Source organism: Microbacterium aurantiacum, assembly GCF_021654035.1.
GTDB classification, from domain to species: domain Bacteria; phylum Actinomycetota; class Actinomycetes; order Actinomycetales; family Microbacteriaceae; genus Microbacterium; species Microbacterium aurantiacum.
In genome coordinates this window covers 408415-421097 of record NZ_JAJPDW010000001.1, presented here as the reverse complement: position 1 = coordinate 421097, position 12683 = coordinate 408415, and the positions used below count along the sequence as shown (strand labels likewise).

At 71.9% G+C, this 12683-nt stretch carries 14 protein-coding genes; all 14 read right to left on the bottom strand.

All coding sequences use genetic code 11. The annotated features are described in order from the left end of the window. Window positions 1-13: 13 nt before the first annotated feature. The 14 genes from LTL01_RS02060 to LTL01_RS01995 all read right to left on the bottom strand — a co-directional run bounded on the left by LTL01_RS02060 (window position 14) and on the right by LTL01_RS01995 (window position 12643). Window positions 14-940, bottom strand: a complete 927-nt coding sequence (locus LTL01_RS02060; protein WP_236967201.1) for an alpha/beta fold hydrolase — start codon at window positions 938-940, stop codon at window positions 14-16. Continuing rightward, window positions 925-1674, bottom strand: a complete 750-nt coding sequence (locus tag LTL01_RS02055; RefSeq protein ID WP_053547058.1) for a 3-hydroxybutyrate dehydrogenase — start codon at window positions 1672-1674, stop codon at window positions 925-927. The genes LTL01_RS02060 and LTL01_RS02055 overlap by 16 nt, the downstream gene beginning before the upstream one ends. Further along, window positions 1671-2345, bottom strand: a complete 675-nt coding sequence (locus LTL01_RS02050; RefSeq protein WP_236967200.1) for a TetR/AcrR family transcriptional regulator — start codon at window positions 2343-2345, stop codon at window positions 1671-1673. The genes LTL01_RS02055 and LTL01_RS02050 overlap by 4 nt, the downstream gene beginning before the upstream one ends. Next, on the bottom strand, window positions 2332-3885 hold the full coding sequence (locus LTL01_RS02045) for a class I adenylate-forming enzyme family protein (protein WP_236967199.1): 1554 nt from the start codon (window positions 3883-3885) through the stop codon (window positions 2332-2334). The genes LTL01_RS02050 and LTL01_RS02045 overlap by 14 nt, the downstream gene beginning before the upstream one ends. Next, the gene (locus tag LTL01_RS02040; RefSeq protein ID WP_053547055.1) at window positions 3882-5015 is read right to left on the bottom strand and encodes a branched-chain amino acid ABC transporter permease; all 1134 of its coding nucleotides are present in this window, start codon (window positions 5013-5015) and stop codon (window positions 3882-3884) included. Before LTL01_RS02040 ends, LTL01_RS02045 begins: the two co-directional genes overlap by 4 nt. Beyond that, window positions 5012-5887, bottom strand: coding sequence for a branched-chain amino acid ABC transporter permease (locus LTL01_RS02035; protein WP_236967198.1), 876 nt, complete (start codon window positions 5885-5887; stop codon window positions 5012-5014). Before LTL01_RS02035 ends, LTL01_RS02040 begins: the two co-directional genes overlap by 4 nt. Further along, window positions 5884-6603 carry an ABC transporter ATP-binding protein gene (locus tag LTL01_RS02030; protein WP_236967197.1) on the bottom strand — a complete coding sequence of 240 codons (720 nt, stop codon included), beginning with the start codon at window positions 6601-6603 and terminating at the stop codon, window positions 5884-5886. Before LTL01_RS02030 ends, LTL01_RS02035 begins: the two co-directional genes overlap by 4 nt. Then, complete coding sequence (locus tag LTL01_RS02025) at window positions 6600-7364, bottom strand: ABC transporter ATP-binding protein (protein ID WP_236967196.1); 765 nt, start codon at window positions 7362-7364, stop codon at window positions 6600-6602. The genes LTL01_RS02030 and LTL01_RS02025 overlap by 4 nt, the downstream gene beginning before the upstream one ends. Before the next feature lie 23 nt (window positions 7365-7387). Continuing rightward, window positions 7388-8587 carry a substrate-binding domain-containing protein gene (locus LTL01_RS02020; RefSeq protein ID WP_236967195.1) on the bottom strand — a complete coding sequence of 400 codons (1200 nt, stop codon included), beginning with the start codon at window positions 8585-8587 and terminating at the stop codon, window positions 7388-7390. 156 nt (window positions 8588-8743) lie between these two features. Further along, window positions 8744-9967, bottom strand: a complete 1224-nt coding sequence (rocD, locus tag LTL01_RS02015) for an ornithine--oxo-acid transaminase (protein WP_236967194.1) — start codon at window positions 9965-9967, stop codon at window positions 8744-8746. Next, complete coding sequence (gene ddaH / locus LTL01_RS02010) at window positions 9964-10866, bottom strand: dimethylargininase (RefSeq protein ID WP_372461277.1); 903 nt, start codon at window positions 10864-10866, stop codon at window positions 9964-9966. The genes rocD and ddaH overlap by 4 nt, the downstream gene beginning before the upstream one ends. Before the next feature lie 143 nt (window positions 10867-11009). Further along, entirely contained in the window at window positions 11010-11996 is a 987-nt protein-coding gene (locus LTL01_RS02005; RefSeq protein ID WP_236967193.1) for an NAD(P)-dependent alcohol dehydrogenase, read from the bottom strand. A gap of 3 nt (window positions 11997-11999) precedes the next feature. Continuing rightward, a complete protein-coding gene (locus LTL01_RS02000; RefSeq protein ID WP_053547049.1) occupies window positions 12000-12215 on the bottom strand; it encodes a helix-turn-helix transcriptional regulator in 216 nt (71 codons plus the stop codon). Continuing rightward, window positions 12215-12643, bottom strand: a complete 429-nt coding sequence (locus LTL01_RS01995) for a hypothetical protein (protein WP_053547048.1) — start codon at window positions 12641-12643, stop codon at window positions 12215-12217. The genes LTL01_RS02000 and LTL01_RS01995 overlap by 1 nt, the downstream gene beginning before the upstream one ends. Window positions 12644-12683 lie beyond the last annotated feature (40 nt).

Genomic DNA, 12683 nt, shown 5'->3' with positions numbered 1-12683 from the left:
GGTGCCGGGGTGATCAGCGCGCGAGCTCGACGCGCAGGCGCTCGGCCATCCGCCGGCCGCCGGCATCCGACATCACGACGGTGTAGTGGTTGAACCCGTCCCAGCGCTCGTGGACGATCTGCGGGTGCGCGGCCAGCAGCGCCTCCAGGTGCGTCGGCGGGTACAGCCCCGGCACCTGGTCCTGCAGGCCGCGCGGCACCGTCACGAACGAGGTCGGATGCCGCAGCGCCGCGAGCGCGTCCGGAACGGTCGTGGATCCGCCGTTGAGGTCGACGGTGTCCTCCACGGTGGTGGCGTAGCTCGTCGCCGGCCGGAACGCGTCGCCGTCGGGGGTGAGGTCGTACGCGAAGTACGCCTCGAGCGTCTCGTCCCAGACCTCTCGGAAGGCCGGATGCGGCCGCCAGAAGTCGAGATACTCCTCGGGCCCCGCGAAGCGCATGCGCAACCGCTCGGCCGTAGGCCCGAGGATCGCGGCGACGAGCTCCTCGGCCGACAGTCCGGCGGGGGTCGCCAAGGGGAGCCCTCCGTCGACGAGCACGAGGCGGGTGACGAGATCGGGGTGCCGGTGCGCGAGGGCGACGGCGACGAACGCCCCCATCGAGTGCCCCACCACGATGCCGGGACGCACGCCGAGGTGCGCGACGACGGCCGCGAGATCGTCGGCGTGCGCCGCCATGCCGGCGGGCCCGTCGACGCCGTTGCTCCGCCCGCGTCCGCGGAGGTCGGGGGCGACGAGACGGACGCCCGCGAGGTGCGCGGCGGTGTAGGTCCACGCGAGGTGCGACGCCGTGACCCCGTGGATGAGGACGACCGTGGGGGCGTCGGGGTCGTCGGGCCCCCAGATCCCGACGGTGAGCGCGCCGCCGCGGACGGGGACCTCGACGGTCCTGTGGGCGACCGTGTCTGCGTCACTGTCGGAGCGGATCATCGCGCGGTCCATCCGCCGTCCATGGCGAGGCTCGCGCCGGTCATCATGCCCGCGGCATCCGTCGCCAGCCAGCCGGCGAGCGAGGCGACCTCCTCCGGGGCGACGAGGCGCTTGACGGCCGACTCGGTGAGCATGATCTTCTCGACCACCTCACCCTCGGGGATGCCGTGGATCCGCGCCTGATCGGCGATCTGCTGTTCGACGAGGGGCGTGCGCACGTAGCCGGGATTGATGCAGTTGCTCGTCACGCCGTGGGGGCCGCCCTCGAGCGCGACCACCTTCGAGAGCCCCTCCAACGCGTGTTTGGCGGAGACGTAGGCGACCTTGAAGGGACTTGCCCGCAGACCGTGCGCGCTGGAGATGTTGATCACGCGTCCCCAGCCGCGCGCGTACATGTGCGGAAGGGCGGCGCGCACGAGCAGGAACGGCGACTCGACCATGAGCCGATGGATGAGGCGGAAGGTCTCGGGATCGTACTCGTGGATCGGCGCGACCTTCTGGATGCCCGCATTGTTCACCAGGATGTCGACCTCGAGCGACAGGCCCTCCTGCGCGGCCGTGTCGGAGAGGTCCACGACCCAGGCCGACCCGCCGACCCGCTCGGCCGCGGCGTGCGCGGCATCCGCGTTCCGGTCGGCGATGGTGACGTGCGCTCCGCGACGCGCGAACTCCTCGGCACAGGCGAGGCCGATGCCGCTCGCGCCGCCGGTGACGAGGGCGCGGCGGCCCTCCAGGTCCTGGGTCATGCGGGTCCTTCCGTGCGTGCGCGGGGAGAGAGGGCGTTGCGGATGAACCGGGCCATGTCGTCGACGACGGATGCCGGCATCTCGGCGGGCGGGGCGCCGTCGGCGTCCCGCTCCCACAGCAGGTAGCGCATGCCGATGAGCTCGCCCGCGCCCATGAGCGCCCACGCCGTCACCTCGGGATCGAGCGCCTCGTCGACGTCGCCATCGGCCTGTGCTGCGCGCAGGCCCGACTCGTAGCCCTCGACGATGCGCGTGTAGTGCAGGCGAAGCGTCTCCGGGGAGACGAACTCGGCCTCGCGGACGACGCGGTACAGCGCGGGGTGGGCCGCGGTGAAGCGGAAGAACCCCTCGAAGCCGGCGCGCTCGGCGCTGATGCGATCGGTCGCCCCGGCCATCGCCTCCGCCATCGACCGGCGCACGCGACGGTTGAGGTCGATGACGAGCTCTTCGAACACCTGCTGCTTGCCGTCGAAGTACAGGTAGAACGTGCCGAGTCCGATCCCGGCGTGCTCGGTGATCTTCACGATCGACGCCTCGTGATAGCCGAGGTCGGCGAACACGTGCTCGGCGGCCTCCAGGATCCGGCCGCGCGTCGCCTCGCCGCGCGAGGTCAGCGGTTTCCCGGCCGCGGAGAGCGGGCGCGGGTCGGTGTGCGGGTCAGCGACGCTCATGGGCGTCCTCCTCGACGAGGGTCCGGGCGCGGGCGCGCAGGACGGAGCGGGCGGGCTTGTCCAGAGCGGTGCGCGGCAGGTCGTCGACGAAGACGTACCGGATCGGCACCTTGTACGCGGCGAGGACCCCGCGGGCGTGGGCGTCGAGCTCGTCGGCGCCGAGCGGCGCGCCGGCGGTGCGCGCGACGAAGGCGACGCCGCGCTCGCCCCAGACCGGGTCGGGTACGCCGACGACGGCGACCGCCGCCACCGCGGGATGCGCGGCGAGCACCTGCTCGACCTCCGCCGGCGCGACGTTCTCGCCGCCGGTGATGAAGATCTCCTTGATGCGGTCGACGACGCGGAACACCCCGGCGTGATCGCGGTGCACGAGATCGCCGGTGCGCAGCCACCCGTCCTCGAGCGCTCGCGCGGTCGCCTCGGGGTCGTCGAGGTAGCCGGAGAACATGCCGGGGCCGCGGACCCACAGCTCGCCCGTCACCGCCCCCTCCAGGGTCAGGCCGGTGGCGTGGTCCACGACACGGGTCTCGACGTGTCGGTACGGTCGGCCCACCGCGCCGGGATGCGCGGCGGCCTCCGCCGCCGGCAGGTGCAGCACGTTCGGGCCGGCCTCGGTGAGCCCGTAGCCCTGCACGAGCGGGACCCCGCGCGCGGCCCAGGCGTCGGCGAGCGCCGGATCGATCGTCGCGCCGCCCACGAACGCGTGCCGGAGGGAGGACAGATCGGACGCCGCGAACCCGACGTCGTCGGCGAGCATGCGGTACTGCGTGGGGACGCCCATCACGGCGGTCACGCCGCGGTCGGCGATGAGCTGAAGGGCGCGCGCCGGCTGGAAGGTGCGCTCGAGCACGACGGTCGCTCCGCTCCACCAGGCCAGGAGCGGCTGGACGTTCCAGCTCGCGACGTGGAACTGGGGCAGCATCGACAGGACGACGTCGGCCTCGGTGAGCTGCAGCGCTCCGGCGAGCGAGTGGTTCGTCCAGAAGCACGAGGCGTGGCTGAGCACGACCCCCTTCGGCGCCGCCTCGCTGCCGGAGGTGAAGATGACCAGCAGCGCATCGTCGTCGCGGACCGGCCGAGGCGGCACGGGGGCGCCGCGGCGGGCGGGGACCTCGCGCTCGATGCCGGTCGTTCCGAGGATCGCGGTCGGGACGGCGTGCGGCATCCGGCCGCGCGTCTCCCGGGCGAGGGCGATGTGCTCCTCGTCGACGAGGAGCAGCGCCGGGTCGGTGCGGACGGCGAGCGCGGCGAGTTCGGCGGGGGTGAGCCGCCACGACAGCGGCACGAGCGCGAGACCGAGCCGGGCGCAGGCGAAGAACGCGACGATGTGGTCGATGGAGTTGCCCGACAGAGTCGCAACGCGGTCGCCGGGTCCGTATCCCGCGCCCCGCAGCGCGTCGGCGAGGGAGGCGGCGCGGGCATCGAGCGCGGCGTAGGTGATGGTCACCCCGCGGTCGTCGACCGCGATCCGCGAGCCCGACACGGCGGCCCGTTCGGGCAGCCACCGCCCGAGGGTGTGGGCCCCGTCGCCGGTGGTCACGCCGTCACCTCCGAGCGCGGCTCCGCGGAGTCGTCCATGCGGGCCAGCTCCGACCGGGTCCGCTCGCCGCGCCGGCGGCGCACGGCCGCGTCGACGGTGCCGGCGATGCCGCCGGGGAGGAACAGGACGACGAGGATGAACAGCACGCCGAGCAGGAACAGCGGCTCGGACAGGGGCACCCGCAGGATGCCGGGGAGGTCCTGGATCCACTCGGCCCGCGCGAGCACCGTCAGGCGCTGGTCGAGGATCGTGTAGAGCACACCGCCTACGATCGCACCCCAACGGAAGCCGACGCCACCGAGGACCACCATGACGAGGACGGTGATGGTGAGGTCGGCACCGACGGCGCTCGGCTGCGTGCCCGACTGCAGGAGCATGTAGGCGATGCCGGACAGCGACGCGCAGCCGGCGGCGACGACGAACACGGCGAGCTTGGCGCGGTAGGGGTGGAGTCCCAGAACCTGCACGCGCAGCTCGTTCTCGCGCGTCGCCTGGGCCAGGTGGCCGAGACGGGAGCGATCCACCCACAGCACGACCAGGTAGACGACGACGAGCACGACGAGCGTGAACCAGTAGAGGTTGCGGGTGTTCGCGACCCCGACGAGCCAGTCGGGCACGTGCTCCACAGGCAGACGGAGGCCCTCCTCGCCGCCGGTGATCTGCTGGTTGCGGCGGACGAGCACCGATCCCGCTTGCGCGAAGGCGAGGGTGACCATCGCGAACGGAATGCCGTTCACCCGCATCGCGACGCTGCCGGTGACGAGGGCGATCACGAGCCCGCCGAGGAGCGCGATGAGGATGCCGGGCCACAGGGGGACCTCGAGGAAGCGCAGCACCACGCCGAGGCCGTAGGCGCCGGCGCCGAAGTACAGGGCGTGGCCGAACGACAGCATCCCGGACGTGCCGAGCAGCAGGTTGTACGAGAGGGCGAGCGCGGCGAACACGAGGCACAGCGACAGGAGCGCGAGCGTGCCCGGCGTGTAGGTCGGGCCGGGCAGGATGCCGGGGATCGAGATGTTCAGGAGCGGCAGCACCGCCATGACGACGACGAGCACGCCGCCGACGAGGAAGGGCAGGGCCGGGCCGAGGCGGCCGCGGACGAGGGTGGGGACACCGGTCGTGGTGGTCATGCTTTCCTCCCGAGGATGCCCCGCGGGCGGACCAGCAGGACGACGGCGAGGAGCGCGACGACGATGAAGTCGCCCGTGCCGTCGAGGTAGAAGTTGGCGAACTGCTGGAGCACCGCCACGACGACGGAGGCGATCGCGGCGCCGGTGAGCGAGCCGAGCCCGCCGATGACGGTCACGATGAACGCGAAGATGAGCAGCGTCGAGCCCAGGTGCGCCGAGACGAAGGTGAAGTAGTGCATCGCGAGCACGCCGCCGATGCCGGCTGCCGCCCCGCCGATCGCGAACACGAGCGTGAACGAGCGGCGGACGTCGATCCCGAGCGCGGTCACCATCGAGCGGTTCTCGACTCCGGCGCGGATGATCATGCCGTACCGCGTCTTCTGCAGGAACAGCACGAGGGCGGCGAGCACGACGACCGCGGCGATCATGAGCACCCAGTAGGTGTTCGGGATGCGGGCGCCGAGCACCTCGGTGGTCTCGCGAAGCCAGCCCGGGCCGTTGATGTTGATGGGGTCGGTCCCCCAGATGCCTTCGAACAGAGCGACCGCGGCGAAGGAGAGGCCGACGGTGATGAGCACCTGCTCGATGTGGCGCTCGTACAGCGGCCGGATGAGCACGAGCTCGGTCAGCGTCGCGAAGACCGCGCCGACGACGGCGCCGACAGCGACCGACGCGAGGAACGATCCCCACGAGTCCGTGCCGAGGGTCTGCGCGACCTGCCAGCCGATGAACGCGCTCAGGGTGAGGAACGCGCCGTGCGCGAAGTTCAGCACGTGCATGAGGCCGTAGATGAGGCTGAGCCCCGAGGCGACGAGGAAGTACAGGGCGCCGAGGCCCACGCCGGTGATGAGGATGAGGACGAGGCCGCTCATGCCGTCACCTCCCCGCTGACGCCCAGGAGGCGCATCGTGAGCGCCCGGTCGTCGAGGATCGACGCTGCGGTTCCGGTGTGCACGACCTGGCCCCCGGCGATCACGACGGCGTCGTCGGCGAGCCGGCGGACCACCTCGAGGTTCTGCTCCACGAGGAGGATCGGCACGATCTTCGCCGCCTCCCGGAGCGCGTCGGCGACCTGCGCGACGATCTTCGGCGCGAGACCCTTCGTGGGCTCGTCGACGAGGAGGATGCGGTTGTCGTTGAGCAGCGCGCGGGCCACCGACACCATCTGCTGCTGGCCCCCGGAGAGGGTCCCGGCCATCTGGCCGCGGCGTGCGACGAGGTCGGGGAACAGCTCGGCGACGAACTCGCGCCGCGGGTTCTTGGAGCGCTCGGCGAGGGCGAGGTTCTCGGCGACGGTGAGCTTGGCGAAGACCTCGCGATCCTCCGGCACGTAGCCGACGCCGCGCTGGACGATGCGGTGCGTGGGGAGGGACTCGATGCGCTCGCCGGCGAGGGTGACGGCTCCGCGGCGGGAGATGAGACCCAGGATGCCGCGCAGCGTGGAGGTCTTGCCCACGCCGTTGCGGCCGAGGACGGCGGTGATGCCGACGGAGGGGACAGAGAAGGAGACGTCCTGGACGACCTGCTGCCCGGCGATCGTTCCGGAGAGATGCTCGACGGTGAGGATGGGCTCGGCGACGGCGCTCACGCGGCGGTCCCGAGGTAGGCGCTCTGCACGGTGGGGTTCTCCATGATCCGCTGCGGGGTGTCGTAGGCGATGATCGAGCCGGAGTACATCACCGCGACCCGGTCGACGAGGCCCATGAGGACGTCGATGTGGTGCTCGACCATGAGCACGGTCGCCCCGGTCTCGCTCTGCATCCGTCGGATGGTGTCGACGAGGCCGGGCACATCGCCCGATCCGACACCGGCCATCGGCTCGTCCAGTAGCACGATGGAGGCGTCGGTGGCCAGCAGCACCGCGATCTCGAGCTTGCGCTTGTCGCCGTGCGAGATGTCTCCGGCGGCGGTGTCGAGCTTGTGCTCGAGGCCGACGAGCGCGAGCTTCTCGCGGGCCGTGGCGGTGGCGGCATCCGAGCGCCGGGGGAAGCGCAGCAGCGAGTAGCTGCCGCCGCGCGTGACCTGCGCGGCGAGCCGGACGTTCTCGAGCACGCTCAGCCGCGGGAACAGGCTCGAGGTCTGGAAGGTACGCCCCAGCCCCGCCCGCGCCCGCTGGGGCACGGACAGGCGGGTGATGTCCTCACCGTCCATGAGGACGCGGCCCGCGGTGGGGCGCGCGATCCCGGAGAGGACGTTGAACAGTGTCGTCTTCCCGGCACCGTTGGGGCCGATGACCCCGACGAGGCTGCCGGCGGGGACGTCGAGGTCGACGTCCTCCAGGATGGTCGCACCGCCGATCTGCAGGCCGAGGCCTTCGACACGGAGCGCGGACGGGACAGGGGCGTTCATGATGCTCCTCGGAGGGCTTCAGGTCACGGGGCTTCGGCGGGCGCGACCGACTCCGCGTCGACCGTGCCCACGAGCTCGGGGACGAGTTCGCCGTCCTTCGTGACGAGCTTCACCTGGTACATCTCCTGGATGAGCGCGTGGTCGCTCGCCCGGACCGTGGTCTCGCCCTTCGGGCCGTCGAAGGTCCAGCCCTCGAGCGCCGCGATCATCGCGTCGACGTCGCCCTGTCCCTCGGCCACGGCCTGCACGAGCATGAGCGCGGCGACGAAGCCGTCCGGGGTGAAGAGGTCGGGTGTGCCGCCCTCGGCCTCGACCGCCTCGATCATCGCGTCGTTGACCGCGTTGTCGGGGCCGCCGGCGAAGTAGTGGTTCAGGAAGCTGATCTGCTCGGATGCCGCGCCGTAGGCGCCGAACGTCGCCGCGTCGCCGAGACCGGTGACGACGGGGATGTCGTCGAGCACGCCCTGCTGGCTCATCGCCTGCCACATGGCACCGGAGGTCGCACCCGCCCAGGCGACGAACACGAGGTCGGGGGCACCCGAGAGCACCTGCTGCGCGAACGGGGTGAACTCGGTGACGTCCTCGGCCACGAGCACGCTGTCCACCTCGGCACCCATGCCGCCGAGGATCGCGGTGACCGCGGCCTCGTTGCCCTGGCCGAAGGCGTTGTTCTGCGCGAAGACGGTGACCTTCTTGCCCTCGATGTCGTCGAGGAAGCCGCCGGCGGTCGCGACGTCCTGCGCCGACTGACGACCGGTGCGGAACGTGTACTCGTTGATGCCGGTGACGGCGTCGGCCGCGGCAGGTCCCGAGAGGAAGAGCACCTGGTTCTGCGCGGCCTGCTCGGCGAGCGCCAGGGCGACGCCCGACGACGCGCTCCCGGCGAGGATGTTGACGCCCTCGCCGATGAGCTCCTTGGCGATCGTGACCGCAGTGTCGGGGTCGCCGGCGTCGTCGCGGTAGACGACGTCGAGCGCGATGCCGTCGACCTCGTTCGTGCCGTCCGTGGCGTAGTCGAGGCCCGCGCGGAAGCCTTCGAGGTACTGCTCGCCGTAGCCGGCCAGCGGGCCGGTCTCGCTCGTGATCACGCCGACGGAGATCGACGCGGGCCCCTCTTCGCCGGCCTCGCCGCCGGGCGGGGCCGTGGTCGGCGCGCACGCGGCCAGTGCGAGGGCGGCCGTGGCGACCAACGACCCCAGGAACAGCTTCTTCGGAACGCGCATGGCACTTCCCTTTCACCTTTGAAAGCAAGACATGAGACCCGATTCAGGTCTCCTCAATCATGGGGTGTCCGAGTCGACATGTCAATGCGCCCGCCCTTCGCGGGCACGACGAAGGCCGGCTTGCGCGCAGATGCGCGCGTCGAGGAAAGGACCGGCTCAGCCGGCGAGGACGTGCCGGAGCTGCTCGACGGCCCAGTCGAGCTCGGTGGCGCGAATGACCAGCGGCGGGGCGATGCGGATCGTCTGCCCGTGCGTGTCCTTGACGAGCACTCCGCGACCGAGGAGCCTCTCGGCGACCTCGCGACCGGTGCCCCGCGCCGGGTCGATGTCGACGCCGGCCCAGAGTCCTGCCACACGAATGCCGGTGACACCGGACCCGACGAGCTCGCCGAGCTTCGCCTCGAGGTGTTCGCCGAGCGCGGCCGCGCGGGTCTGGATCTCGCCCGTGGCGAGCATCTCGACGACGCGCGTGCCGACCGCAGCGGCGAGGGGGTTTCCCCCGAAGGTCGAGCCGTGCTCGCCGGGGCGGATGACCCCGAGCACGTCACGGTCGGCGACCACCGCGGAGACGGGGAGGATGCCGCCGCCGAGCGCCTTGCCGAGCAGATACACGTCGGGCACGACGTCCTCGCGCTGGCACGCGAAGGTCGTGCCGACCCGTCCGAGCCCGGACTGGATCTCGTCGGCGATCATCAGCACACCGCGGCGCGCGGTGATCTCGCGGACCGCCCGGAGGTACCCCTCAGGCGGGATGATGACCCCGGCCTCGCCCTGGATGGGCTCGAGCAGGACCGCGGCGGTGGTCTCGTCGATCGCGGCCTCGAGGGCGGCGGCGTCGCCGAACGGCACGGTGACGAAGCCGGGCGCGTAGGGCCCGAAGTCGTCGCGAGCCTGCGGGTCGTCACTGAAGCCGACGATGGTGGTCGTGCGCCCGTGGAAGTTGTCGCTCGCCACGATGACGGTCGCCCGGTCCGCGGGGATGCCCTTCACGCGGTAGCCCCACGCGCGCGCGACCTTGATCCCGGTCTCCACGGCTTCGGCGCCGGTGTTCATCGGCAGCACCATGTCCTTGCCGCAGAGGTCGGCGAGCGCGGTGGCGAAGGTGCCGAGCCGGTCGTTGTGGAACGCGCGACTGGTGAGGGTCACGCGGGCGAGCTGCTCCTGGGCGGCGGCGACGATCGCCGGGTGGCAGTGCCCGAAGTTGACCGCGGAGTACGCGGCGAGGAGGTCCAGGTAGCGCTTGCCCTCGATGTCGGTGACCCATGCCCCCTCACCGCGGGCCACCACGACGGGGAGCGGGTGGTAGTTGTGGGCGACGTGCGCATCCTCGGCCGCGATGAGGGCGGCGGACGACGCCTCGCCGGCGGAGGGGAGGCTCACGATCCCGCTCCGCGGAGCTCGAGCGTGCAGCACTTGATGCCGCCGCCGCCGAGGAGCAGCTCGGAGAGGTCGACCATGATCGGCGTGTAGCCGCGCTCGCGCAGCTGCGCCTCGAAGCCGGTCGCCCGCGGCGAGATGATGACGTTTCGCCCATCGCTGGCCGAGTTCAACCCGAACACCGCGCCGTCGGCATCCGCCACCTGGATCGCGTCGGGATAGCGCTCGGCGAGCACGCGGCGGCTCTCGGCGTCGAACGCGCCGGGGAGATAGGCGATGTTCGCCCGCTCCACGCCGCCCGGTCCCTCGACCGGGTCGAGCACCGAGATGGCGGTGTCGAGGTGGTAGAACCGCGGATCGGTGAGGGTGAGGCTCACGACCTCCTTGCCGAACACGTCGCGGAGCTCACGGTGGCTGTCGCCGGTGGAGCGGAAGCCGGTGCCGGCGAGGATCGTGTCACCGACGAGGAGGAAGTCGCCCTCGCCCTCGTTGACCTCGACGGGGTCGACGACGTCGAAACCCTGGGCGCCGAACCACTCCATGAACGCCGGCCCCTCGGGCGCGCGCTCTGGGAAGCGGAAGCGGGCTCCGTACGCGACGCCGTCGATCACGAAACCGCCGTTGGCGGTGTAGACCATGTCCGGGAGACCCGGGATCGGATCGATCAGCTCGACCTCGTGGCCGAGGGAGAGGTAGGTGTCGTAGAGCGTCTGCCACTGGGCGACGGCCTTGGCGGTGTCGGTCGGCTTCGCCGGCTCCATCCAGGGGTTGATCGAGTAGGTGACGGTGAAGTGCTCGGGCCGGCACATGAGGTACCGGCGGTGCTGCTGCACGCGCTCCGTGCGTCCGGATGCCGCAGCGGTGGCGGCGGGGGTGGTCGGCGTCTGGTGTCCAGTGGTCATTTCGCTCCTCGGCGGAGGGGATGGCGGACGCTGTCCTCGAGGCCCGGCGGAGTCGAAGAGACCGGCGACCCGGGCACGCCGGGCACCATTCTCGCACGCACGCCCCCGCGGATCCTGACGGCACCGCCGGGTGGCGCCGCGTCTCAGGCGACGACGACGACCTTCCCGACGGTGTGCCCCTCCTCGACGTGGGCGAGGGCAGCGGCGGCGTCCGTCAGCGGAACGCGGCGCTGGATGACGGGGGTGAGGATGCCGCGGGCGAGGAGATCGACGAGCTCGGCGGTGACGGCGCTCTTCGTCGTCGCGGTGACCGGGCGGAAGCGGCGTCCGCGACGGCGCGCGAACACCGAGCGCACGAGGCGCGGGATCGGGCCGAGGATCGCGCCGCCCTCGCCGCCGACGAGCGCGACGACGCCGCCCGCGCGCAGACGCTCGCGCAGCATCGGGAGCGGCGTGAGACCGGCGATGTCGACCACGAGGTCGAAGTGGTCGCGCGGGAGGTCGCTCACCGGCACCGTGCGGTAGTCGACCGTGTGCGCCGCACCGAGCCCGGCGAGGGTGGCTTCCGCGCGCGCCCCGCAGGTCGCCCAGACCTTCGCGCCACGGGCGGCCGCCAGCTGCACCGTGAGGGTCCCGACTCCGCCGCCCGCTCCGACGACGAGGACCCGGCTCCCCGCGAGGTCTCGGCCGGCGAGCGCGACGACGGCGGTGTTCCCGGCGACCGGCAGGCACGCGGCATCCGCGGGATCCACGCCGTCCGGCAGGACGGTGAGCGCGGATGCCGCGACCACGACGTGCTCGGCGAGCGTCTCGGTGCCCGCTCCGACGACGCGGTCGCCCACGGCGAGCGCGTCGACCCCCGTGCCGACGGCCACGACGACGCCGGCGAGATCCATCCCCCGCCCGCGGATGCGGGGCCGGCGGATACCGAAGAAGAGTCGCACCATCCGGGGCGAGCCCTGCATGAGGTGGATGTCGCCGGAATTGATCGACACGGCCTCGGTCCGCACGAGCACCTCCCCCGGGCCGGGGGCGGGCATCGGGACGGCGCGGGAGGTCACGGTGGCGGCGGTGCCGTAGCGGTCCTGCCGCCAGACGGTCATCGTCGCGGGCAGAGTGGGTTCGGTCATGCGTCAGTCCTCCGGGTAGTGGAAGAGCTCGTCGAGCGTCGCCCCGAAGACCCGGGCGAGCTGGAAGGCGAGTTCCAGGGTGGGTGAGTACTTGCCCTGCTCGATCGCGATCAGGGTCTGGCGGGTCACACCGACGCGTCGGGCGACGTCGGCCTGGGTGAGCTGCTGCGCCTCACGGACGGCGCGCAACGAGTTGGTCACGCGAGTGGGCTTGACCATCAGACGAGTCCGCGGCGGTAGAGGATGACGCTCGCGACGCCACCGACGATGGACGACAGCGCGAAGCCGTAGAACATCGTCTGGGCGATCCAGAACCAGTCGACCCGGAACGCGCACAGAACGATCACGACGAGCCCGGCGAGGACGAGGAAGGCCTGGCCGACGCGGGAGCCCAGGTGCGCGATGTCGCGGTCGCGCTGATCGCTGACCACGGCGCCGTCGCGTCGCCGGATGAGGAGACCCCAGGCGGTGCTCACGACGATGGCGGCGACGATGCCGAGGCCGATCGTCCAGAGCATCAGCGGCACCCAGTCGACCTGCGACACGGGTCCGCCGGCGGCGGCCGCGAACAGCAGCGCCGTGTAGATCCCCACCGCGATGATCGACAGCACCAGGCCCGACCACGCGTTGCGTTCTTCGTACCCCACGACGACCTCCGATGTAAAGAAAACCTGACACCGTCACGGT